A 24,150-nucleotide genomic window follows, 5' to 3' on the forward strand; every position below is an offset into this window, starting at 1 on the left:
CCTAAGTTGGGAAACTATAGCAAATGTTAAATTTGTCCTAGCCCCGATAGAAGCGGCATCCTTTTGTGGGCGCGAGGTGGCGGAGCGTAGCGGCGCCGTCCGAGTAGCCCGCAAAAGATACAGCGGATAGCGGGAATTGCTCCAAAAAAAATCTATTAAAAAAAATAGGGGAAATTCTTACTGAAAATTCAGACAATTCAATTCGGATAAAAATGCGTAAATTGGCTCAATTTTAATGCTAAAAAATGAAAAGAAGATTTCTATTATCAGCAATTCTACTGCCTGCGACTATGGCTTTTGCACAACAGTATGGTGGAATGTGGATCCCTACAGAACTTAATGAAAAGGAAATGAAAGATTTAGGGATGAAAATTTCTGCAAAAGATATTTTTGACCCTAGCAAAGCGAGTATCAAAGATGCTGTGGTACAGTTCGATGGTGGATGTACTGCCGAGATTATCTCTCCACAAGGACTTTTGTTGACCAATCACCATTGTGGTTATGACAATATCCAGTCGCATTCTACAGTTGAAAACGACTTGTTAACCAATGGATTTTGGGCAAAAAATATGGACGGCGAACTTCCTAATCCTGGTGTAACGGTAGATTTTATAGCAGACATCAAAGAAGTAACTTCTCAGATTCTATCTGGTACAGATGGATTAACGGGAGCCGCTTTGGATGCTAAAATCAAACAGAATACGGAAGCTTATATTGCCTCTCAAAAAGTTGAAAACTATCAAAAAGTAAGTGTAAAATCCATGTACTATGGAAATAAATTTTATGCTTATGTTATTGAAACCTATAAAGATGTTCGTCTAGTTGGCGCACCGCCTTCATCTATCGGAAAATTCGGGAGCGATACAGACAACTGGGTTTGGCCAAGACATACTGGCGATTTTTCGATGTTCAGAATCTATGCAGACAAAAATAACAAACCTGCAGAATACTCTAAAGACAACGTGCCTTACAAACCGAAACATTTCTTACCAATTTCTATCAAAGATAAACAAGAGAACGATTTCACTTTTGTATTTGGTTTCCCTGGAAGAACGACAGAATATCTTCCTGCTATAGCTGTTGAAAAAGTAATGAATGAGACCGATCCTGCAATGATTTCTATGCGTGATGTGACCTTGAAAGTTCTTGATGAAAAAATGAGAACCGACAACGCCACAAGAATTAAATACGCTTCTAAATATGCCAGAATCGCAAATGCTTGGAAAAAATGGATTGGTGAAGTAGAAGGTCTTAAAAAGTCAAACGCTGTTGGTAAAAAACAAGAATACGAAAAATCTTTAATCGCCAAAAACCCTGAAATAAAAGCGACTATTGACGGACTCAACAAAGCCTATAACGAACAAGCACCTTATGCCCTGAACCGCGCTTATTATTCCGAATTGCCTAGAAATGCAGAAACTTTGGCGTTAGCAAGTTTATTCTCTAGTTACATGGACGCTGTAGAAAGTGGAAAATCTTCGCCCAAATCTGTAGAAAGTTTCAAAGCAAGATTAGCAGAGATTTATAAAGATTATGAAGGTGATCTTGATGCTAAAGTCACAGCACAAGTATTGGCGTTGTACGCAAACAAATCTCAAGCACAGTTTTTACCTAGCGGTTTAGAAAAGTTTAAAGATCCGAATGCGAATGCCGTAACATTGGAGAATTGGTCGAAAAACTCCATTATCACAGGACGTGGAAGTCTTAACGGTGCAACGACATATAGTGACATCGACAAAGTTTTTGCGGACCAAACCAAACTTATCCAGACCTTAAAAAGTGATCCGCTGATTCAACTTTGGAATAATATTAAATCATCTTATGTTAGCACAACCCATGCTAAAGTAACCAATCTGCAAACCGATATAGACGCGTTGCAAAAAACTTTCATGGCGCAACAAATGGCAACAGATAAGGACAGAAAATTCTTCCCAGATGCTAATTCGACTTTGCGTGTAACTTACGGAAAAATCAAAGGTTCTACGCCGCGTGATGCCGTTTCTTACGCTTACAAAACCCATCTTGCAGGCATTATGGAAAAATACATTCCTGGAGATTACGAGTTTGATGTTCCTAAAAAATTGATTAATCTTTACAATTCTAAAGATTATGGCATCTACAAAGACAAATCTGGCGATGTTCCTGTTAACTTCACAGCGACCAACCATACAACGGGCGGTAACTCTGGTTCCCCAGCTTTGGACGCTTACGGAAATCTTATTGGACTTAACTTTGACAGACAATGGGAAGGTACGATGAGTGACATCAACTTCGATCCACGATTCAGCCGAAACATCATGGTAGATACCAAATATATCCTATTTATCGTTGACAAATATGCCGATGCTAAATGGCTTCTCAACGAAATGAAGATTATTAAATAAAATTTTCTTAACATTGTCAAGGCGAAAGCTTTGACAATGTTTTTTTTCTAGTGAGTACAAAATCTTTATTCTATTCCACGACTTCAACTTTTTTAAAATCTGTTTCGTTAAATTTTTTATCGAAATATCTTCCCTATCGCGATTTGGTGATTGTTTATCACAGCGTTAGCGATCAACAATTAAAACACGCAAAACATCTTTTCCCGTACCGAAGTTCGAAAGCTTTTATTAAAGATCTTGACGACTTATCCAAAACTTTTGATTTTATCGATTGGGAAACTTTCCTTCAGAGAAAGCAATCTAAAAACAAAACCGGAAAACCAAAATTACTTTTAACTTTTGATGATGGCTACCGCGATTTTCATGATGTTATCGCACCTATTCTGAAACAAAAAGGCATTTTCGCCATTAACTTTGTCAACCCAAAACTCATTGACAATCACGAGATGATGTGGCGCAACAAAGCCAGTCTTATCATTTCGGAGTTGGAAGAAAATAAGGATTTGTTTACAAAAATTCAGGATTTTAAAACTTTAAAATTGAGTTCTGATTTTTTAAATTTAAAAAAAGAAATTCTTTCTATTACATTTCAGAATCAACATCTCCTTGATGACATCACCGATTTCCTAACTATTGACGTTCAAAATTATTTAAAAGAACATCAAGTCTATTTGACCACACCACAATTAGAATCTTTACAGAAAGATGGATTTGGCATTGCAGCACACGGTTGGGATCATCCTTTGTACCATCAACTTACGGAAAATCAACAGTTGGAAAACACCCAAAAAGCTCTGGATTTTTTGTCCGAAAAGCAACTCAGTAATGATGCATTTGCATTTCCATTTACGGATTTTGGCGTTTCCAATTCTTTTTTTGAAAATCTGTTTAATATCAATCCACAGCTACAATTTACTTTTGGCGCGGCAGGTCTTAAGTTCGACTCTCGATTTAAAAATTTACAACGCATTCCAATGGAAGCAGGAAACTACTCTGCCTCTCAAATTCTAAAAAGTGAGATTTTATACTTTCAGTTTTTAAAATTAGTTAATAAACATCGCATTTAGCGCAAAGACTTTATTTTAAACAAGTTTAAAAACTTCCTTTTAAAAATCAAGTTCGTTATATTTGTTTAAAATTGATAAACGTGGTTAACATTCTTGGATTAAATAAAAGTCAACTGAAAGGATTTACGACATCGGCAGCATTTCAAAATTTTGAATTTGCACCAATTTCGGAGTTTCGAGAATTGTCCCACATCCACAATCCGCGTGCAAAAGAAGACGATATTTTGTTGTTCTTGGCTTACGAAGAAAACCAGCTAGCAGGCTATCTTGGCTTGTTGCCAGACGATGTTTGCAAAGATGGAGAACAGTTTCATTTTGCATGGCTTTCAACAATTTTGGTAAGCGAAAAATACCGCGGAAAACAAATCGCTCAAAAATTGTTATATGCTGCCGAAGAAGCTTATAATGGCCGATTGATGATTACAGAATTCACAGAAAGTGCAGCAAGACTTTATCATAAAATTGGACTTTTCGAGAGCTTAACTTCTAAAAGAGCTGTGCGTTATTATTTCAAATCCAATTTGGCGGAGATTTTACCTTCCAAAAAAGCAGTTTTTGAGCGTAATAAAGATTGGTTACTTCGATTTGATAATCTGATAAATCCAGCCATTCCGTATTTTTCAAAATCGTCAAAACTCAATTATACGACCGCTTATCAATGGGATGAAGAATTAACAACATTCGTTTCCGAACAACAGAAAAATCCGATTTCACGTGCTTCTGCTGAGTTTTCTTGGATGTTAAAATACCCTTGGTTATCGACAGAAAAGTCGCAAGCCAATTATCTTTTTTCGTCTTACGCCAAAAGCTACAAAATGTTTTGGGTAAAACTTTATGATGCTGAAAAATTAGTCGCTTGTTTTCTATGCTCTATTCGAAATGGACATTTGAAAATCTTGTATTATTTCACCGAAAACGCCAAAATCATTGCTGATTTTCTACCAGAAATTTTGAAAAGTTTTAAAGTCAAAATGATGACAATTTATGATGATAAACTCAATCTAGAATTATCAAACAAGAAAAACCTGAGTGCACTTTACCGTCGCGAATTTGAACGAAACTATTTGATATCCAAAAAATTCCTTTCAGAATTAGGGGAAAATTTCGATTTTCAATTTACCGATGGCGACGGCGATTTCAGTTTTACTTAAGCTTAACAATTGCATTTTTGTCGGCGGTGTCTTTTAAACACATTGTCCCAAAATGGATACAATTTTAATCCAATAAAAAAGTTGGCGGAATGCAATTGTTTGTGTTTAAAAAACATAGGGAACAAATTGTCGCTTCCCAAAATAAGAGGACCTAGGCGCAAGTAAGCACCAAATTGTAAATTTCTATACTCGTACAAAGAAGTAGAAAATCCGTAACCGATGGCATTTTTTTGTACAGAATATGAAGCTGTAATCGCATTAATTCTTTGCAGAGTATTTTCAAAAATTGGGGTTCGTTGTATCCAATTCAGACTTACATATTTATTTTTACTAATATTTTTGCTCAATGAGAAATGTAGCGATGTCGGAAGTCCTATTCTAAAACCTGTGGATACTTTCGAAGTGTTGGGATTGCCATAAACTTCTTGGCTTAAAGTTCGTAGGAATTCTTCGGGATCGTCAAATTTTTTATTTTCGAAGGCGGGATTTTGTTCTAAATCAATAATTTTATTTCCAATAAATCTGTGATTTGCGCCATCAAAATTGACATATCCGACATCTAAAAGATTAAGACTCATAATAAAATCATAAGCTTCCTCATCATCATTTTGATTAATAAACGACAGCCCAAAGTCGATCCCGAAACCTTTTCCTTGTTGTTTGAAATTGTATTTTTTCTGTTGGAAATTATAGTTGGTTGCGTAACTTGCCTGAATGTTGTATTCTTCTGCAGAAACTTTTGATTTGCCATCAACATCGACCTCATTAATCAATTTAAGATCATCCAAATTTTGCAGATTATAAGCATCAAAACCGGCTTCATATTTCAAATTGAAACCAATATGCCATTTGTAGTCTGACTGTTCAAAAATTTGAGTAGAAACATTGAGTCCCACTTCGCCCCAATTCATAAAACTGGTATTAATAGGTTTTAAAAAATATTCGGCTGGACGATCTATATTTTGATTTTGAAATCTTAGATAATTATCAAAAGCGACCACTGAAACTTGAGTTCTTAATCTTGTAAAAAGTCCAATATTAAAAGCTTTTTCGTTAATTCTTGTTTTGATAGAAAATGAAGGTCCCATAACTTCTGAACTTACAAAAGCAGTCGAAAAATCTTTATTGTAAAAATCCAAAACATTGGCTTGTGAAGTTCCCAAAATTCCTATTTTGGGATTTGCAGTTTCTATGGTTGCATTGGGTAAACCGAGTAATCTTTGTTGAGAAATATAAGCATGATCATTAAAAACACTGATATCTTCTGAAAAGAGCTGAACATCCCAAGGATTAGGATTGAGAAAAGTATGCGATGGCGAAGATGCTACTGAACTTATCCCACTGAAAAGATCATTAGAAAATACTATATTCTGCTGTCCTTTGTAGCCAGCAAAACAAAGGATATTCGCAATAACGACTATCTTGATGAGATTCTTCGCATTCACCAATACACATTTACACTTTTTTACTAAACGAATTTAATAACACTTTAAGTATAAAATTATAAAAAAAATAAAAAGTGAAGCCTAAGCCTCACTTTTTATAATAATATTAACAGTTAAATTAATAACCAAAAATCTCTTCTAAACTAACTTCTTTGAAATCGCCCATTTTGTTAATCGCGTCCATATTCAGGTTTTCTTTTTTCCCAATAATGGCAGTATTGTATTTCAATGCTTTTATTTCTTGATTATAGAAATTGGTCAAACTTGGTAAAGTTAAAGACTCAATTTCCGCATAAGTATCTTTTCTGATATCGTAGTTGATGCCCAACTTCGCCAATGCTAACTGATTGAAATAAATATTGGTTCTGTTAATTCTGTTAGATGCAATTTGTTTAAGCGCAGAACCTTTAGCGTTTTCGAATTGTGCTGGAATTTGTGGAAAATCCGCCATCAAATCATTCATCGCACTCACCGCTTGTGGTAATTTGTTGGCTTGTGTACCGATGTAAGTTGTCACATAATTCGGGTGGTTTAGCAAATTACTTGCAGAATAAGATACATAAGCAGAATAAGCCAAAGACTTGCTCTCACGAATTTCTTGGAAAACAATCGATGACAATCCACGTCCGAAATATTCGTTAAACACATTAATTTTTCCGAAATCTTTTGTGTTAACTTCAGAGGCTTTCCCAATTCTTGACATTTCTGTTTGCACCATGTCATAATTGGTAAAGAAAACTTTTCCGTCCGTTGCTGGCTCTGGATAAACTTTTGCTTTTGGCGCCACTAAACTGGCATTTTGAATAAAAGGTTTAAGATTATTTTGCAAAGCTTTTTCATCTTTTCCATATAAGAAAACCTCGTAAGGGTATTTGTTAAGATCTTTAATTTTTGTCATAAGATCGTCAACTTTGATGCTTTCCAATCTTTGTTTAGAAATAACATCTGAGAAGCGGCTTTCTTTTCCGTATTTCGCATAGTTACTCAAAGCGCCCATAATTCTGGTTTTATCTTTTTTTGCAACTTCACGCGATTCCAAAATTGTTTTTACCGTTTGGTTATAAATAGTTTGGTCCGCTTTAACATCAGACATCCAATGGTTAAGAAGTTCTACACCTTTTTTCATGTTGCTTTCTAGACCTGTTAAAGTCACAATAATCTGGTCATTACCCGTTCTGAAACTGTTGGCAATTCCCAATTTATAAAACTCACCTTTTAGTTGTTCAGGCGTGTATTTTGATGTTCCTAAATACTGTAAAATTTGCACCGCTAAAGACATTTCTTTGTCATTATCTGATCCCATTGGGAACACATAACTCACTTGTGCCACTTCGTTGTATTTATTATTAACGAAGCTAATTTTTTTATCTTTGATTTTACTTGTTTTAATCGCCGTTTGATAATCGATAAACTGAGGTTTGACATCACCAACTTTGGTATTCAAAATATCTTTTAAGAATGGCGACTGTACATCACGGTTCAATTTAATCGGTGTAATGCCTGGATTTTCGACACGAACCAATTTGTCATTCACGCCTTTTTCTTTATAAACAACCACATAATTATCTTTGAAGAAATCGTTCGCGAATTTTACAATATCGGCTTTTGTAATGTTTTCGTATTCATTAATATCATTCAGTTCGTCTTCCCAATTCACATTTTTGATATAGACATTATAAAGTGTTGTTGCTAGACCGTCAGCAGTTTCCCAACCTTTAAGACGCTGTACTTTCATATCATTGATGATTGCTGGCAACATCCAATCTGGGAACTCTCCTTTTTTAATTAAATCGATTTGGCTTAATAAAAGTGTTTTAGCATCTTCCATCGACTGTCCATCTTTGGGAACAATTGCCATGGTCATATTCCCGTAATATTTGAAGGGCGAGGCATAAGCGTACGCACCCAAGGCTTTTTGTTGCTGATTGATATTAAGATCGATAAGTCCCGCATCTCCATTATTTGATAAAATATTAGCAACTAAATCTGCCAATCGTGCTTCTTTAGTTCCATAAGAATCTGTTCTCCAAGCCATTGTCAGTCGAGGTGCAGATGGACTTTTCACGGTTCTTGAAACTACCGAAGTCATTGGTTCTTCTGTTGGCAGTTGTTTCTTAGGAAGTTCTTTGTATTTAAAGCTTCCAAAATATTGGTCAACCAACTTGATGGTTTTGTCAAAATCGATATCACCAACCAAAACGACTGCCATATTATTGGGCACATAATACGTATCAAAATACTTGTGAATTGCCAACATTGACGGGTTTTTCAGATGTTCTGAAGTCCCAATAGTGGTCTGTTGTCCATTAGGATGTTTTGGAAATAATGCGTCCATCAGCTCATAATTCACCAATCTTCCATCGTTATCCTGCGCACGATTGAATTCCTCATAAACGGCCTCCAACTCGGTATGGAATAATCTTAAGACCAATTCAGAAAAACGTTCTTTTTCTACACGCAACCATTTTTCCAACTCGTTGGACGGAATATTATTTTTGTAAACCGTCTCATCTAGCCAAGTGTGAGCATTGGTCCCTGTTGCTCCCAAAGAAGAAATCGCTTTGTCATATTCGTTAGCGATGGTATATTTTGAAGCTTCCAAAGACACTTCATCGATTTTTTTATAAAGTGCTTTCTTTTTTTCTGGATCTTTCTCGGCTTTATGCTGTTCATAAAGGTCAGAAATCTGTTGTAACAAAGTTTTCTCCTTTGCCCAATCTTGTGTACCCAACTTTGAAGTTCCTTTGAAAACCATGTGCTCCAAATAGTGCGCTAGTCCAGTATTATCGGCAGGATCTTGGTTGGATCCCGTTCTTACAGGAATGTAGGTTTGGATACGTGGCGCATCATCGTTTTTGGCAAGATAGACTTTTAGGCCATTTTTAAGAGTATAGATTCTAACACCATTGGCGTCATTTTTAACGCTGTCATATTGATATCCACTAGGATCGGTCAGGTGTTGAAGTTCGTATTTTTGTGCATTAACTGCTGTCATCATTAGTAAAATTGAAACTGAGGTAATTAATTTCTTCATATTTTTATTTAGTCTTGTAAAGTTAAGGATTTTTTAGGCCGTATAGTCTTTGCTTTGCTAAATAAAAGCAAAGTCGATAAGTTTTGATATTTCTTCTAAAATTAAATTTCAATTACTAAACAACACATAAATACTCATAATTTTAAATATAATGTTATCTATCCTGAAAATAATCCGCCTAACTGAGTTATTATTTCAAGGTGTTAATTTTAATCATTCCTTTGTTTTCGTGGTACATCATACAAGTTATAAGACCGTCTTTTTCAGGACAATTGTTCGTTATTTCATAAGTGAAACTAACTTTATCTCCCTCGTTTTTTGATTTTAAAAGATGGTCATTACAAACCAAAAAATCACCTTTATCGGCAATTCTCACATAGGTTCCTGTACAATCTCTAACAATAGTTCCTATTTCAGAAGATTTGTTATTCATACTGGTACAAGATAACAATGCACTTGTAAAAACGCCTATTATAAATAAATTCTTGATTGTCATAATAAATTATTTTTGATAAAATTACAAAACAATTTTAGATATAATCAGTATTAAAACCTTTGTAATAGAAAAAATTAAAACTTAACACACAATACATAGTATAACAATGTAATTTGTTTTATATTTATTGACATGAATGAAGAATTTATTAACAAATGGATTTCGCAGCTTAAAAAAGGAACCTTGTCATTTCTAGTACTTTCGATTTTGAGAAATGGAAAACAGCACTATGGCTACGACCTGATTCACGAAATTAAAAAACAAACTGAAATCGATATTGCCGAAGGAACACTCTATCCTTTGCTAAATAGATTAAAAACAGAAAACCTAGTCACTGCAAGCTGGATAGAACAAGAATCTGGAATACCTAGAAAATACTATACGATTACAGAACTTGGGAAAAATACCATCCTAGAAATGAAGTCTTATTGGGCTCAACTTAACAATACTATTGAAAAAATTTAACATGAAATTTAATGAAATTAAATTCGCTGATAACAATGCTGCGAGAATTTACAAAGACTATATTTCAAGAATTCAGAATGCTACAAAAATACTGAACGCAAAAAATCAGCAAGAAATTTTAATGGAAATCAACAGTCACATTTTTGAAAGTTTACAGAATAATGAAACATCAAATAATGAGGTGGAAAACTCTTAACGATTTTAGAAAAAATAGGTCAGCCAGAGTTTTTTTTGAAAGATCTGGTTGCCGAAAAAAAAACTTAAAGAATCCACAAAATCATTTAATCCAATAGGCATTTTCAAAGCCTTGATTCTTAATTTAGGCAATGGTTTTTCGTATGTTTTATTCTTCATACTATACTTATTATTATTTGGTTTTATATTCCTGATTTTCGCAAAAATCATCGATCCCCAAAATGTTGGATGCTTCTACCGACCAAATGACATTTTTGTATTAGGAAAGATAAATTCTTCAACAATAGATTATACCCAATACGAACAAGTTGGCAATTGGTTTATCCCATTAATGATTGGGTTGACAATTATTTCGTTCGTTATCATCACTCTTTTATTAAGATTAAAAAAAACAATAAACATCCAACTAAAATGATAAATAAAACACTCATTACCTTTGTATCAATTGTAGTTTCTACAACTGCATTTTCACAAAGTTTTAATTCAGAAAAACTGAATCAATATTTTAATAATTTAGAAGCCAACGAAAAATTTATGGGAAGCGTGGCCGTCTCCAAAAACGGCAAACTATTGTACACCAAAAGTATAGGTTTTGCAGATGTTTCTAGTAAACTTAAAGCCAACGAAAATACCAAATACAGAATCGGTTCTATTTCTAAAACTTTTACAGCCGTTTTAGTTCTAAAAGCGGTAGAACAAAATAAATTAAAACTTACAGATAAGCTAGATAAGTATTTTCCAAACATCAAAAATGCTGATAAAATTACAATTGAAAACCTACTGAATCACCGAAGCGGAATCCACAACTTTACAGATGACAGCAACTACACAAGCTGGAACACCCAAAAAAAATCTGAAAAAGACATGTTGGAAATTATCACAGAAGCAGGCAGCGATTTTGAGCCTGATTCTAAAACTTCGTACAGCAATTCTAATTACGTTCTATTGACCTATATTCTCGAGAAAGCTTTTAACAAAAGTTACACCGTACTTTTGAAGAAATACATCACAACACCATTACAACTTAAAAACACCTATTTAGGCAGCAAAATAAATACAAAAAATAACGAAGCAAATTCTTATAAATCCGAAAACAACCAATGGTTTTTGGAACCCGAAACAGATATTTCAATTCCATTGGGCGCGGGTGGAATTGTTTCTACACCAACAGATTTAGTGCAATTTAGCAACGCTTTGTTTGGTGGAAAATTGGTTTCCAGGACATATTTGGAATTTATGAAAACCATTAAAGACGGTTTAGGATCTGGACTTTTTCAATTCCCTTTTTATGATATCAAAGCTTATGGACACAATGGCAGAATAGATGGTTTTAGTAGCAGTTTTACACATTTTGATAAAGACAATGTCTCTTTTGCTTTAACTTCTAATGCCACAAATTATAACAATAATAATGTTGCCCTTGCGGTTTTAAGTGCCGTTTTTGAAAAGGATTATGAGATTCCGAATTTTAAAACTTACGCTGTAAAGCCTGAAGAACTTGCACAATACGTCGGAAATTATTCTTCATCGGAACTACCTATAAAGCTGAGCATTACATCACAAGGAAATATATTAACTGCTCAAGCAACAGGACAAAGTGCGTTCCCATTAGAAGCTTCTGACAAAGATATTTTTAAATTTGAAAAAGCAGGAATTGTTATAGAATTCGCGCCTTCAGAAAAGAAAATGATGTTGAAACAAGGCGGGAAAGAATTTATTTTTACTAAAGATTAAATTTTCTTTAGCAACTATAACATAAAAAACTCGTAAAATTTACGAGTTTTTTAATATTTCCCCTCCTTTGGAGGGGTGGCAAAAATTTTTCAAAATTTTTGACAGGGTGGTTTGTATTACATTTTCTCCATTTGGAAAGTCATGCTTTCAATTACTTTTAAAATCGCTTCTACAGTATCCATAGATGTTAAACAAGGAACACCATTTTCTACAGACATTCTACGGATTTGGAAACCGTCTCTTTCGGCTTGTTTCCCTTTAGTCATGGTATTTACAACATATTGAACTTTACCTTTTTGAATCAAATCAATCAAATTAACGTCTTCTTCACCAATTTTGTAACCAATTTTTGCGGGAACGCCGTGTTCTGCGAAGAATTTTGCCGTTCCTTCCGTTGCCCAAATCCTGAAACCAACTTGATTGAAACGTCTTGCCAATTCCACCGCTTCTTGCTTATCATTATCCGCAACCGTGAATAGGATAGATCCAAATGTTGGAACTTTTCTTCCTGCTCCCACCAAACCTTTGTACAAAGCTTTTTCCAGCGTGGTATCTTTCCCCATTACTTCACCTGTGGACTTCATTTCAGGGCCTAAAGAAATATCCACTTTAGACAATTTACTGAAAGAGAAAACAGGAACTTTCACATAAACACCTTCTTTATTCGGAACTAAACCGTTTTTGTAACCTAAATCCTTCAATTTTGCTCCTAAAACCGCTTTGGTAGCCAGTTTTGCCATTGGAACATCAGTGATTTTAGACAAGAAAGGAACCGTTCTCGATGAACGTGGATTCACTTCGATGACATACACATTTCCTTCAGAAATTACATACTGAATGTTCATTAAACCAATAATGTTCAATCCTTTTGCTAATCTTTGCGTATAATCAACTAAGGTATCAATTTGCGTTTGCGTTAAATTCTGTGGAGGATACACCGCGATAGAGTCTCCAGAGTGAACTCCCGCTCTTTCGATATGCTCCATAATTCCTGGAATAATCACCGTTTCACCATCGCAAATGGCATCAACCTCTACTTCTTTTCCTGTTAAATAACGGTCGATCAAAACAGGTTGATCTGGACTTGCTTCCACCGCATTTTCCATATAATGCGCCAATTCTATTTCGTTGTAAACGATTTCCATGGCACGACCTCCCAAAACATAGCTTGGACGAACTAAAACTGGATAACCAATTTCATTAGCAATAACAATCGCTTCTTCTTTTGATGTGGAGGTTTTTCCAAGCGGTTGAGGAATTCCTAAATCTTGAAGTGCTTTTTCAAATTTATCTCTGTTTTCAGCTCTATCAAGGTCTTCAAGAGAAGTTCCTAATATTTTTACACCATGAGCAGCCAATTTATCAGCTAAATTAATCGCTGTTTGTCCACCAAACTGCACCACAACACCTTTTGGCTTTTCGAGTTCGATGATGTTCATGACATCTTCCTCTGTTAAAGGCTCGAAATACAATTTATCTGAAATAGAGAAATCCGTAGAAACCGTTTCTGGATTGGAGTTGATGATGATCGCCTCGTAACCCATTTCTTGAATCGCCCAAACCGAGTGAACCGTCGCATAATCGAATTCTACCCCTTGTCCAATTCTAATTGGTCCAGAACCTAGAACGATTATTTTTTCTTTATCGGTAACGATGCTTTCGTTTTCTTCTTCGTAAGTTCCGTAGAAATAAGGCGTTTCAGACTCAAATTCTGCAGCACAAGTGTCCACCATTTTATAAACTGGCATCACACCATTTTCTTTTCTGAAAGCGAAAACTTCTTTATTCGTAATTCCCCAAAGATATCCGATGTTGACATCTGAGAAACCAAGTTTTTTAGCTTCAATTAAGATGTCTTTGTTAAATTTATTTTCTTTAATTGTGGTTTCAAAATCAATCAGTTTTTTGATTTTCCAAATGAAGAATTTATCAATTTTACTCCATTCTACAATTTGCTCCCAATCGTAACCTCTTCTTAAAGCATCACCAATGATGAACAATCTTTCGTCATCGCAAACCTTTATTCTTCTTTCAATTTCTTCGTCTGTAAGCGCATCTGCTTGTTTTTTCTTCAATCCTAAATGACGAATTCCAGTTTCTAAAGAACGGATGGCTTTTTGTAAAGATTCTTCAAAATTTCTACCGATCGCCATTACTTCTCCCGTTGCTTTCATCTGCGTTGAAAGCCTTCTGTCCGCCGTTTCAAACTTATCGAATGGGAATCTTGGGAATTTTGTTACTACATAATCCAAGGCGGGTTCAAAACAAGCGTAAGTTTTACCCGTTACAGGATTCATAATTTCGTCTAAAGTTAATCCTACAGCAATTTTTGCAGCGATTTTTGCAATTGGATAGCCTGTTGCTTTCGATGCTAAAGCCGATGAACGAGAAACTCTAGGATTTACTTCGATGATATAATAATTGAATGAATGCGGATCTAAAGCCAACTGAACGTTGCACCCCCCTTCAATTCCTAAAGCTCTGATGATTTTTAGAGAAGCATTTCTCAACAACTGATATTCTCTATCCGAAAGTGTTTGCGAAGGCGCCACAACAATGGAATCTCCCGTGTGAACTCCCACTGGATCGATGTTTTCCATATTACAAACCACAATCGCATTGTCGTTGGAATCACGCATTACCTCGTACTCGATTTCTTTGTAACCTGCGATGGATTTTTCAATCAAACACTGCGTTACAGGAGAATATTTAAGTCCCAATTCAGAAATTTCACGAAGTTCGGTTTCATTGGAAGCAATTCCACCTCCTGTTCCACCCATCGTAAACGCTGGACGAACAATCACCGGATAACCAATTTTATTGGCGAAAGCAATTGATTCTTCCACGGTGTGAACGATATCGGAATCTGGAACGGGTTCGTTTAATTCGCGCATCAATTCACGGAACAAATCTCTGTCTTCCGCTTGGTTAATCGCTGAAAGTTTCGTTCCCAAAACTTCAACTTTGCATTCCTCCAAAATTCCAGAATTTTCCAGAGCTACCGCCATGTTAAGACCTGTTTGTCCACCCAAAGTTGGTAACAAAGCGTCTGGACGCTCTTTTCTGATAATTCTTGATACAAATTCCAAAGAAATCGGCTCGATATATACTTTATCGGCAATTTCAACATCCGTCATAATCGTTGCCGGATTGGAATTGATCAAAATTACTTTATAGCCTTCTTCCTTCAATGAAAGACAAGCCTGTGTTCCCGAATAATCGAATTCTGCCGCCTGACCAATGATGATAGGTCCCGAACCGATTACTAAAATTGTTTTTATATCTGTACGTTTTGCCATGTTCTTTTATTAATGTAACAATTTATCAATCTAACAGTGTAACAATCTAAATACCAGTGTAACAATGTACTAATGTACTAATGTACTAATGTAACAGTGTAACTGTGTAACAATGTTATTATTCACCGTTTTCTTTTGATAAACTTGTGCTTAAAATTTTATAAATAATTTTTCCTATTTCTATAATCTGTGTTTCCAATTCCTCATTAAAAGGATAGGTTTTAGAATGCTTACACAGATATAACCAATATTTGGTTTCTTCAAGCTCTTTTGCTGCAATTTTCATTTTATTGATAAAATCCTTTTTGCTATAGGGGTTTTGTGCCTCAAAAGAATTTGCACCAATGCTTGTTCCAGAACGTAATAATTGTTTTGCAATGACAAATTTTTTGGACGATTCAAGAAGTTCGCAATATTCAATAATATCTAAAGAAAATTGAACTGTTTTTTGAATTAATGGATTGTTCTCAAAATTAATCATTATGCAAATTGTTACATTGTTACATTCTTAAATTGATACATTAGATCAATAAACTCATCAAACAAATAGTTGGCGTCTTCTGGACCTGGACTTGCTTCTGGGTGATATTGTACCGAGAATACTGGGTGAATTTTGTGTTTTACGCCTTCATTGGTTCTGTCGTTCAAAGCGATGTGCGTTTCTACTAAATCTGTATTTTTCAAACTCTCCTGATCTACAGCGTAGCCGTGATTTTGAGAAGTTATCGCTACTTTATTTTTGGTTAAATCCAAAACGGGGTGATTTCCACCTCGGTGTCCGAATTTTAATTTGAATGTTTTTGCACCACAAGCCAAAGCGATTAACTGATGACCTAAACAAATCCCGAAAATGGGAACTTTCCCGATTAACTGACGAATCGTTTCATGGATATGTGGAACATCTTGTGGATCTCCAGGGCCGTTGGAAAGCATAATTCCATCGGGATTCATCATTAGAATTTCCTCTGCTGGCGTATCTTGAGAAACCACGATGATGTCGCAATCTCTTTGAGAAAGCTCACGAATAATTCCCAATTTGGAACCAAAATCCATTAAAACTACTTTAAAACCTCTTCCTGGAGCTGCATAAGGCGTTTTTGTGGAAACCGTTTTTACATGATCAACCGGAAAATCTTTTCCTTTTAAATCATTAATAACAGTTGTTTCATCAGCGTCGGCATTAACAATTTTACCTTTAACAACACCTTGATTACGAAGAATTCTTGTTAGTTTTCTGGTATCAATTCCAGAAATACCGCTTAGCTTTTTATGTTTAAAGAACTCGTCCAAATCCATTTGTGTCCTGAAATTAGAAGGCAAATCACACACTTCTTTTACGATAAGACCTTTAATGGCTGGTTCAATACTTTCGTAGTCATCACGATTAATTCCGTAATTACCGATCAGAGGATAGGTCATACACACGATTTGTCCGCAATAGGAAGGATCGGAGATCAGTTCCTGATAGCCCGTCATTCCTGTGTTGAAAACCACTTCCCCTTCCGTGTCTAGATTGGCTCCGAAACCTTTTCCGTGAAAAACTTCTCCTGTTTCTAATATTAATTTCTTTTTCATTTTCTTTATTAGGTATTAGATAATAGATGATAGATGATAGATGATAGATTTTTAGATGATAGACTGATATTACGTCATTTTTATTATCTATTGGTCTATTATCTATTTGTCTTTATTCAAATTCAAATCCTTTTTGTTCCAATGCATTTTTTAGAATGGCCATTCTAGCGTAAACGCCGTTTTCCATTTGTTTAAAAATACGAGAACGCTCACATTCCACCAAATCGGTATCTATCTCAACCCCTCTGTTGATAGGAGCTGGATGCATAATGATGGCAGTGGGTTTCATATTTTTTTCGCGTTCTTTGGTTAAACCATATTTTTTATGATATTCGTCTGCAGAAAAACTCATTTTTGCATCATGTCTTTCATGCTGAATTCTTAGCAACATTAAAACATCCACTTCCTTTATCAAAGCATCCAGTTGAAGATAAGTCCCATTAATCAAAGCACCTTCATCAAACCAATCTTCAGGGCCAGAGAAATAAACTTTTGCGCCCAATTTTCTCAATGCTTCAGCATTAGAATTAGCTACGCGACTGTGTTTAACATCGCCAACAATGCCTATTTTCATATCATCAAATTTTCCAAACTCTTGGTAAATTGTTACCAAATCTAGCATACATTGCGAAGGGTGATTTCCTCTACCATCGCCTGCATTAATAATCGGAATGTTAATCGTTTGCAATTCATCATAGAAACGATCTTTGTTGTGACGAATGACGACCAAATCAACACCGAGGCTTTCAAGTGTTTTCACAGTATCATAAAGACTTTCGCCTTTGTTGACAGAACTGTGTGACGTATCAAACGGAACAACTTTCAGTCCCAATTTTCGTTCAGCAATATCGAAACTGGTTTTTGTTCTTGTACTATCTTCAAAAAACAAATTGGATACAAAAATATCTTCTTTGGCTTTGAAGCTTTTTCCATTGGCGATTATCAAGGCTTCTTGGACAATCTTGCTAATCTTTTCTTGAGTAAGTTGGGTAATATTAAACATCTGCATTTTAAGTTTTGAGCACAAAAAAAGCGAGGACAACAATCCTCGCTTCGTTAAAAAATATCGTTAAGAGCGCTTACGCCCGGTAAATCTAATGATATCAATAATGCTTTTTTCATTAACTGCAAAGATATAATATTTCAGCAATTCTCAAAAATGTTTTTCATGAAATTTAACTTATTTTATAAGTTTTTTGTTTTCCTTTAGCTTTTTTAATAGTTTTGTTCAAAATCAATAATTATGGACGCCAAAGACAGAATGATTCTCAGTATACTTCAAGAAGATTCTACATTATCTGTAAAAGAAATTTCTGAGAAGATAGGTCTTACTTTTACACCAACTTACGAACGCATCAAACAGCTTGAAAAACAAAAAGTTATTGAAAAATACGTTGCACTTCTAAATCGTGAAAAGCTCGATCTCAACATTATTGTCTATTGTAATATCCGTCTGAAAGAACAATCCAAAAAATCTTTGGAAGCTTTTGAAAAACATATGGGAAAATTCGATGAAGTACAAGAAATCACGAGCCTTTCTGGAGAATATGACTATATGTTAAAAATTATCGCAAAGGACATTAACTCATACAACGACTTCGCTGTCAATGTCATCTCTAACTCACCGCATATAGGACAATATCATAGTTCTATCGTTTTACATGAGGTCAAAAAGAGCACCAAATTCAAGCTCGACTAAGCTTGTAATTTGGTAGATATTTTGTGAAACTGATGTGCAATTTCGTCTAAACAAAGATTTCCGATGCTGCCTTGGTGGCTGTGCCGAAGATCTTTAATATTATAATCGAAAGTCCCGTTTTCTATGTCGTTGCCTATTTTGATATAAGCATCACGGAAGGATGCGCCCGTTTTCACCTCTTCATTAATCTTCTCAACACTGAAAAGATATTTGTATTTTTCGTTCTCCAAAATACCATCGCGCACTTGGATATTTGGAAGTGTATAATTGAGAATCTCTAGACATTCTTTAAGCGAGTCGATGGCTGGAAAGAGAATTTCTTTCGTCAATTGCATATCGCGGTGATAACCTGATGGCAGATTATTGGTCAACAAAATCAACTCATTGGGAAGCGATTGTATGCGGTTGCAACGCGCTCTTACCAACTCAAAAATATCTGGATTTTTTTTGTGTGGCATAATGCTGCTACCAGTTGTAAACTCTTTTGGGAAACTTATAAAATCAAAATTTTGACTTAAATAAAGACAAACATCATAACTAAATTTACCTAAAGTCCCAGCAATGACAGATAAAGCAGAAGCCAACAATTTTTCGGATTTTCCGCGTGTCATTTGTGCATAGGCTGCATTGTGATTCATCGATGTGAAACCTAATTTTGATGTGGTACTCGCTCTATCAATCGGGAACGACGATCCATAACCTGCGGCAGAACCTAGTGGATTTTTGTTGATGATATTCTTCACAGACAACAACAATTCTACATCATCCAAAAGCGATTCTGCATAAGCGCCAAACCACAATCCAAAGGATGAAGGCATCGCGATTTGAAAGTGGGTATAACCTGGCAACAATACATTTTTGTGTTGGTCTGCCAGACGGATAAGTTCTTTAAACAATACATCTACCAAAGCAGCAATCTCGCGAACTTCCTGTTGAAGATAAAGTTTGATATCCAACAAAACCTGATCGTTTCTGGATCTTGCGGTATGAATTTTCTTTCCTGTATCGCCTAATTTCTCAATCAAAATAGATTCTATTTGAGAATGGATATCTTCTGCGGTAACATCAATTTGGAAAATTCCGGATTCGATATCTTTAAGAATATTTTCCAGAACCGATAACATCGACAAAGATTCTTCTTGGGAAATAAGTCCTACTTCTGCCAACATTTTGCAATGCGCCATAGAGCCTATCACATCATATTTTGCCAAACGATCATCAAAATCCAAATCTTTTCCTACCGTGAATTTGTTCACAAGTTCATCGGTTTTGGATTGATCTTTCTGCCAAATTTTTTTCATTGTTTTAATTCTATTTTTGATGTCTTAATAATGACATCGGTATCAAAGTGTATTCTAAAAACAGTTAGTAGTTGCAGCCCGGCCTGAGTGGAGCTCATTTTTTTTGAAATGGATAAAAGCATGGCAAAAAAAATAGCGGGAACGGAGGACGGAAAAGCTGCCCAAATTAAATTATAAAACTTGTTCTAAAATATTGATATAGATGTCTATACCTTCTTTGATTTCGTTAATGTAAATATATTCGTCCGCTGTGTGTGATCTAAGGCTATCGCCGGGACCAATCTTCACCGAAGTGCATGGAATAATCGCTTGATCCGACGATGTCGGTGATCCGTAAGTTGTCCTCCCAATCGACAATCCTGCCTGAACAAAAGGATGATTGATATCGATTTTTGAAGAATTAAGTCTAAATGATCGCGGTGTCAAAGTTGACTTCATTTCTTTTTGGATGATATCAAAAACCTCCTTGTTGCTGTAAGAATCTGTTACGCGAACATCCAGTGTGAAATTGCATTTCTCGGGAACAACATTGTGCTGTGTGCCGGCATTAATCACAGAAAGTGTGACTTTGACGTCGCCCAGATACTCTGACGTTTTCTCGAATTTATAATTAAGAATATGTTGCAAATCTGCCATACACTTAACAATTGCATTGTCATTATTAGGATGCGCCGCGTGAGAAGCTGTGCCCGTCATTTCGCCATCGATAACCAAAAGTCCTTTTTCAGCGATTGCCAAATTCATCTGCGTTGGTTCGCCAACAATAGCCAACTCTACATTTGGGAGTTGCGGAAACAAAGCTTCGATACCGTCCAAACCAGAGATTTCTTCTTCGGCAGTCAAGGCAATAATCAAATTATGCGACAAATTTTCGGCTTCATAAAAATGTAGAAAAACTTGAGCCATCGCTACCAAAGACGCGCCAGCATCGTTGCTCCCCAAACCAAAAATTTTTCCATCTTTTTCTACTGGGATAAAAGGATCCATCGTATAAGCTTTGTTAGGCTTCACCGTGTCGTGGTGCGTGTTAAGCAAAATAGAGGGTTTCGAAGCATCAAAATATTTGTTGGTTGCCCAAATATTATTTTTGAAACGCTTGGTTACAATGCCTTTTTCTTTGAAGAAAGCTTCTATGATCAATGACACGTCATATTCTTCTCGGCTAAGAGAAGGCGTAGCAATCATTCTTTTGAGAAGCTTGGTGGCATTATCCAGCAATTCATTTATATTATTAACAGATTTCAGTTCCGTAGTTTCCATGTGTTATTTGTTCTTGTAGTTTAGTTTCATTAATTAAGAAAACTTTATTAACGCCTTTATTTTTGGCGCGTAACGCATTTTCAATTTTGGGGAGAATGCCTTTATGGATTTTCTTCTCTTTTTTAAGTTTTAAAACATCAGCCTCCGAAAGTGATTTTATCAACGTAGAACTGTCTTTAACATTTTCTAAAACGCCGTCTTTATCAAAACAATACAACAATTCGACATCGAATTTTTTGGATAATGCCTGCGCCAAAACCGAGGCTATTGCATCGGCATTTGTGTTGAGCAAATCGCCGTGATGATCGTGTGTAATCGCTGAAAAAACAGGAATTAACTCGAGTTTTAGAAACTTACGTAGCAGTTTTGCATTGACACTTTTGCGGTTAACATCGCCAACAAATCCAAAATCCACATCATCTACGGGGCGTTTCTCTGCATGAATCAAGTTGGCATCTGCACCAGAAAATCCCATCGCATCGCAATCCAAATTTTGGAGTTTTGCAACGATACTCTTGTTAATTTTCCCAGCATAGACCATTGTTGCAATATCCAAAGTCTGCGCATTTGTCACTCTCCTACCATCGACCATCTGTTGGGGAATATGTAGTTTTTCCGCCAACGTGCTGGTTAATTTTCCACCACCATGTACCAAAATTCGTTTTTCGGGAATTTCAGAAAAAGTATTTAGAAATTGTTCCAAAGCGACTTCGTCATCGATCAAAGCGCCGCCAATTTTTATGATATACAGTTTTTCCATGTTGTGTTTTGTTTAGCAGAGACTAAAAATTTTAGAATTGCTAAATCAGAGTTTCTTTGTTTGTGTTTTAAAATTAAGGATTTAGAGTTTAAGTCGTTTAATGATTATTTTAAGTCATTTAATATTTTGCTAAATACGGTTTGTGCTGAGAAAATTCTATTTTTTGTTTGTTGATAAATAATAGAATGCTCGCTGTCTATCACTTCATCACTCAATTCCACATTGCGACGTACGGGTAAACAATGCATCACTTTGGCATCGTTCGTTAATTTCAATTTTTCTAAAGACAACATCCAATCGCCTTCTACTTCTGGCATTGCGGCATAATCATCAAAAGACGACCAGTTTTTAACATAGATAAAATCGGCATCTTTCAAAGCATCATCTTGGTTATGAACAACTGGCGTGTCTTTAACAAATTTTGGATCTAAGTCATAGCCTTCAGGATTGGCAATCACCAAATCGACATCCATATTCTGCATCCATTCTGCAAAAGAGTTCCCTACGGCATGCGCAATTGGTTTTATATGAGGCGCCCAAGTCAAAACGACTTTTGGTTTTTTATCTTGTTTCCAATTTTCAGTAATCGTGATACAATCTGCAAAACTTTGCAATGGGTGACGCGTCGCAGACTCTAGGGAAACAACTGGTACTTTTGCATGTTTTTCGAACTGGCTCAGGATGCTTTCGTTGGTGTCATCTTCTTTGGACTTCATCCCTGCAAAACAACGTACTGCAATGATGTCGCAATATTGGTTAAGAACTTCAATCGCGTCTTTGATGTGTTCTACCGTTCCGCCATCCATCACCGCACCGTCTGCAAATTCGAGGTTCCAAGCTTCTTGTGCAGCGTTTAAAATCAAAACATTTAATCCTAAATTTTGCGCTGCAATTTGACTGCTCAGTCTCGTTCTAAGACTTGAATTAAGAAATACCAAACCTATGGTTTTTCCGTTTCCTTTTGTTGGCTCCGCAAGAGGATTGGCTTTAATCTCTAATGCTTTTTTTATCATAGATTGAAGATTATCTACATCTTCTACAGTTGTGAATTTTTTCATTTTAGTTGTGGCTAATTTTTAAACAAACAAGCTTCTCAAACTTCATTTAACATTTTACACTCATCATGAAGCTTGTTATTTTTTTAATTTAAATTTTGAAGAGTATCTTCTAAAGCCTCAATAAAAATGTCGGCTTCTTTTTCTGTGATGTTAAGTGCTGGCAGAATCCTCAAAACATTTTTGTCGTTGGCATTACCTGTAAAGACAAAATGTTTTTTCAACAAATCTGAACGAACTCCCGCGCAAGCTTGATCCAACTCAATGCCCATCATCAGTCCACGTCGTCTAATGGATTTTATATGTTTAAAATTTTTGATTTTCTCCTCGATATATTGCCCAATTTTTTCAGCGTTATCAATAAGACTTTCATTTTTAATAACATCCAACACCGCGATTCCTGCCGCGCAAGCCAAATGATTACCGCCAAAAGTTGTTCCTAAAAGCCCATGGATCGCTTTGAATTTTGGACTAATTAAAACCCCAGCAATTGGGAAACCATTTCCCATCCCTTTTGCTGTGGTGATAATATCAGGCTTCACATCGAACTCCTGATGGGCAAAGAAATGTCCCGCACGTCCATAACCAGATTGCACTTCATCCAGAATCATCACGGCATCATGGCTATCGCACAAACTTCTAATTTTCTGAATGAAGTGTTCCTCTGGCAAATTAATACCGCCCACACCTTGAATTCCTTCTACAATTACGGCACTAATTTCTTTGGTCTTGAATATAGTTTCTAAAGCGTCAACATTGTTCCAATCACATTTTATAAAACGGTCAGAAAAGTTGACTGGCACAACAATTTTGGGATTATCCGTTACAGAAACTGCTGCAGACGTACGTCCATGAAAAGAGCCCGAAAAATAAATTACATTCTTCTTCCCATTATGAAAAGAGGCTAGTTTAAGAGCGTTTTCGTTAGCTTCCGCGCCCGAATTACAAAGGAACAAACTGTAATCTTCGTAACCCGAAAGCTCACCCAATTTTTGTGCTAATTCTACTTGTAAATCGTTCTGCACCGAATTTGAATAAAATGAAATTTTCTCTAATTGATCTTTCAGTTTATCTTGATAATACGGATGATTGTGACCTATGGACATCACTGCATGACCTCCATAAAAGTCTAAATATTGTTGTCCCTTATCATCCCACAAAAACGAGCCTTTGGCTTTTACAGGATTAATATCGAATAAAGGATATACGTCAAATAAATTCATTTTTTAA

General features: G+C 35.7%; 20 protein-coding genes. 8 read left to right on the forward strand and 12 right to left on the reverse strand.

The window, feature by feature from the left end:
* Positions 1-245 precede the first annotated feature (245 nt).
* The 3 genes from G6R40_RS04955 to G6R40_RS04965 all read left to right on the forward strand — a co-directional run bounded on the left by G6R40_RS04955 (position 246) and on the right by G6R40_RS04965 (position 4,602).
* The gene (locus G6R40_RS04955) at positions 246-2,384 is read left to right on the forward strand and encodes a S46 family peptidase (RefSeq protein ID WP_165132361.1); all 2,139 of its coding nucleotides are present in this window, start codon (positions 246-248) and stop codon (positions 2,382-2,384) included.
* Positions 2,385-2,434: 50 nt separating this feature from the next.
* Positions 2,435-3,451 (forward strand): polysaccharide deacetylase family protein, encoded by a 1,017-nt coding sequence (locus G6R40_RS04960; RefSeq protein WP_165132364.1) that lies wholly within the window; start codon positions 2,435-2,437, stop codon positions 3,449-3,451.
* An 80-nt stretch (positions 3,452-3,531) separates the two neighbouring features.
* Positions 3,532-4,602, forward strand: a complete 1,071-nt coding sequence (locus G6R40_RS04965; protein ID WP_165132367.1) for a GNAT family N-acetyltransferase — start codon at positions 3,532-3,534, stop codon at positions 4,600-4,602.
* A gap of 2 nt (positions 4,603-4,604) precedes the next feature.
* On the opposite strand, the gene G6R40_RS04970 is transcribed toward G6R40_RS04965, so the two are convergent.
* The 3 genes from G6R40_RS04970 to G6R40_RS04980 form a co-directional block, all read right to left on the reverse strand.
* Complete coding sequence (locus tag G6R40_RS04970; RefSeq protein ID WP_165132370.1) at positions 4,605-6,047, reverse strand: hypothetical protein; 1,443 nt, start codon at positions 6,045-6,047, stop codon at positions 4,605-4,607.
* A 118-nt stretch (positions 6,048-6,165) separates the two neighbouring features.
* Entirely contained in the window at positions 6,166-9,081 is a 2,916-nt protein-coding gene (locus G6R40_RS04975; protein WP_165132373.1) for a M16 family metallopeptidase, read from the reverse strand.
* 190 nt (positions 9,082-9,271) lie between these two features.
* Positions 9,272-9,577 (reverse strand): hypothetical protein, encoded by a 306-nt coding sequence (locus G6R40_RS04980; protein ID WP_228455922.1) that lies wholly within the window; start codon positions 9,575-9,577, stop codon positions 9,272-9,274.
* A 132-nt stretch (positions 9,578-9,709) separates the two neighbouring features.
* Here G6R40_RS04980 and G6R40_RS04985 point away from each other — a divergent pair, with 132 nt between their 5' ends.
* The 4 genes from G6R40_RS04985 to G6R40_RS04995 are packed head-to-tail and all read left to right on the forward strand — an operon-like array spanning position 9,710 to position 11,971.
* Positions 9,710-10,042 (forward strand): PadR family transcriptional regulator, encoded by a 333-nt coding sequence (locus G6R40_RS04985; protein ID WP_165132376.1) that lies wholly within the window; start codon positions 9,710-9,712, stop codon positions 10,040-10,042.
* 1 nt (position 10,043) lies between these two features.
* Entirely contained in the window at positions 10,044-10,238 is a 195-nt protein-coding gene (locus tag G6R40_RS15115; protein ID WP_228455923.1) for a hypothetical protein, read from the forward strand.
* A gap of 48 nt (positions 10,239-10,286) precedes the next feature.
* The gene (locus G6R40_RS15120; RefSeq protein ID WP_228455924.1) at positions 10,287-10,652 is read left to right on the forward strand and encodes a hypothetical protein; all 366 of its coding nucleotides are present in this window, start codon (positions 10,287-10,289) and stop codon (positions 10,650-10,652) included.
* Positions 10,649-11,971, forward strand: a complete 1,323-nt coding sequence (locus G6R40_RS04995) for a serine hydrolase domain-containing protein (protein WP_165132379.1) — start codon at positions 10,649-10,651, stop codon at positions 11,969-11,971. Before G6R40_RS15120 ends, G6R40_RS04995 begins: the two co-directional genes overlap by 4 nt.
* Before the next feature lie 116 nt (positions 11,972-12,087).
* On the opposite strand, the gene carB is transcribed toward G6R40_RS04995, so the two are convergent.
* The 4 genes from carB to G6R40_RS05015 form a co-directional block, all read right to left on the reverse strand.
* Entirely contained in the window at positions 12,088-15,270 is a 3,183-nt protein-coding gene (gene carB, locus G6R40_RS05000) for a carbamoyl-phosphate synthase large subunit (RefSeq protein ID WP_165132382.1), read from the reverse strand.
* 118 nt (positions 15,271-15,388) lie between these two features.
* Positions 15,389-15,751: a four helix bundle protein gene (locus tag G6R40_RS05005; RefSeq protein WP_165132385.1), complete on the reverse strand. Its 363-nt coding sequence runs from the start codon at positions 15,749-15,751 to the stop codon at positions 15,389-15,391.
* An 11-nt stretch (positions 15,752-15,762) separates the two neighbouring features.
* Positions 15,763-16,845, reverse strand: a complete 1,083-nt coding sequence (locus tag G6R40_RS05010) for a carbamoyl phosphate synthase small subunit (RefSeq protein WP_165132388.1) — start codon at positions 16,843-16,845, stop codon at positions 15,763-15,765.
* A 112-nt stretch (positions 16,846-16,957) separates the two neighbouring features.
* Entirely contained in the window at positions 16,958-17,848 is an 891-nt protein-coding gene (locus G6R40_RS05015) for an aspartate carbamoyltransferase catalytic subunit (RefSeq protein ID WP_165132391.1), read from the reverse strand.
* Between the two features lie 240 nt (positions 17,849-18,088).
* On the opposite strand from G6R40_RS05015, the gene G6R40_RS05020 reads away from it, so the two are divergent.
* On the forward strand, positions 18,089-18,544 hold the full coding sequence (locus tag G6R40_RS05020) for an Lrp/AsnC family transcriptional regulator (RefSeq protein WP_165132394.1): 456 nt from the start codon (positions 18,089-18,091) through the stop codon (positions 18,542-18,544).
* Here G6R40_RS05020 and argH read toward each other — a convergent pair.
* From argH to G6R40_RS05045, 5 genes are all read right to left on the reverse strand, one after another.
* Positions 18,541-19,845: an argininosuccinate lyase gene (argH, locus tag G6R40_RS05025; RefSeq protein ID WP_165132397.1), complete on the reverse strand. Its 1,305-nt coding sequence runs from the start codon at positions 19,843-19,845 to the stop codon at positions 18,541-18,543. The genes G6R40_RS05020 and argH overlap by 4 nt on opposite strands.
* 171 nt (positions 19,846-20,016) lie before the next feature.
* Positions 20,017-21,105 carry a M20 family metallo-hydrolase gene (locus G6R40_RS05030; RefSeq protein WP_165132400.1) on the reverse strand — a complete coding sequence of 363 codons (1,089 nt, stop codon included), beginning with the start codon at positions 21,103-21,105 and terminating at the stop codon, positions 20,017-20,019.
* Positions 21,077-21,865: an acetylglutamate kinase gene (gene argB, locus G6R40_RS05035; protein WP_165132403.1), complete on the reverse strand. Its 789-nt coding sequence runs from the start codon at positions 21,863-21,865 to the stop codon at positions 21,077-21,079. Before argB ends, G6R40_RS05030 begins: the two co-directional genes overlap by 29 nt.
* Before the next feature lie 104 nt (positions 21,866-21,969).
* Positions 21,970-22,923, reverse strand: a complete 954-nt coding sequence (locus G6R40_RS05040) for an acetylornithine carbamoyltransferase (RefSeq protein WP_165132406.1) — start codon at positions 22,921-22,923, stop codon at positions 21,970-21,972.
* Between the two features lie 83 nt (positions 22,924-23,006).
* Positions 23,007-24,143, reverse strand: a complete 1,137-nt coding sequence (locus G6R40_RS05045) for an aspartate aminotransferase family protein (RefSeq protein WP_165132409.1) — start codon at positions 24,141-24,143, stop codon at positions 23,007-23,009.
* Between the last annotated feature and the right edge of the window lie 7 nt (positions 24,144-24,150).

This window comes from Chryseobacterium sp. POL2, assembly GCF_011058315.1.
Lineage (GTDB): Bacteria > Bacteroidota > Bacteroidia > Flavobacteriales > Weeksellaceae > Soonwooa.

Excerpts from the sequence above, each read along its gene's own strand:
- G6R40_RS04955 (WP_165132361.1), top strand. The coding sequence starts at position 246 with ATGAAAAGAAGATTTCTATTATCAGCAATTCTACTGCCTGCGACTATG.
- G6R40_RS04975 (WP_165132373.1), bottom strand. The coding sequence starts at position 9,081 with ATGAAGAAATTAATTACCTCAGTTTCAATTTTACTAATGATGACAGCA.
- G6R40_RS04980 (WP_228455922.1), bottom strand. The coding sequence starts at position 9,577 with ATGACAATCAAGAATTTATTTATAATAGGCGTTTTTACAAGTGCATTG.
- G6R40_RS04985 (WP_165132376.1), top strand. The coding sequence starts at position 9,710 with ATGAATGAAGAATTTATTAACAAATGGATTTCGCAGCTTAAAAAAGGA.
- G6R40_RS15115 (WP_228455923.1), top strand. The coding sequence starts at position 10,044 with ATGAAATTTAATGAAATTAAATTCGCTGATAACAATGCTGCGAGAATT.
- G6R40_RS04995 (WP_165132379.1), top strand. The coding sequence starts at position 10,649 with ATGATAAATAAAACACTCATTACCTTTGTATCAATTGTAGTTTCTACA.
- carB (WP_165132382.1), bottom strand. The coding sequence starts at position 15,270 with ATGGCAAAACGTACAGATATAAAAACAATTTTAGTAATCGGTTCGGGA.
- G6R40_RS05005 (WP_165132385.1), bottom strand. The coding sequence starts at position 15,751 with ATGATTAATTTTGAGAACAATCCATTAATTCAAAAAACAGTTCAATTT.
- G6R40_RS05010 (WP_165132388.1), bottom strand. The coding sequence starts at position 16,845 with ATGAAAAAGAAATTAATATTAGAAACAGGAGAAGTTTTTCACGGAAAA.
- G6R40_RS05015 (WP_165132391.1), bottom strand. The coding sequence starts at position 17,848 with ATGTTTAATATTACCCAACTTACTCAAGAAAAGATTAGCAAGATTGTC.
- G6R40_RS05020 (WP_165132394.1), top strand. The coding sequence starts at position 18,089 with ATGGACGCCAAAGACAGAATGATTCTCAGTATACTTCAAGAAGATTCT.
- argH (WP_165132397.1), bottom strand. The coding sequence starts at position 19,845 with ATGAAAAAAATTTGGCAGAAAGATCAATCCAAAACCGATGAACTTGTG.
- G6R40_RS05030 (WP_165132400.1), bottom strand. The coding sequence starts at position 21,105 with ATGGAAACTACGGAACTGAAATCTGTTAATAATATAAATGAATTGCTG.
- argB (WP_165132403.1), bottom strand. The coding sequence starts at position 21,865 with ATGGAAAAACTGTATATCATAAAAATTGGCGGCGCTTTGATCGATGAC.
- G6R40_RS05040 (WP_165132406.1), bottom strand. The coding sequence starts at position 22,923 with ATGAAAAAATTCACAACTGTAGAAGATGTAGATAATCTTCAATCTATG.
- G6R40_RS05045 (WP_165132409.1), bottom strand. The coding sequence starts at position 24,143 with ATGAATTTATTTGACGTATATCCTTTATTCGATATTAATCCTGTAAAA.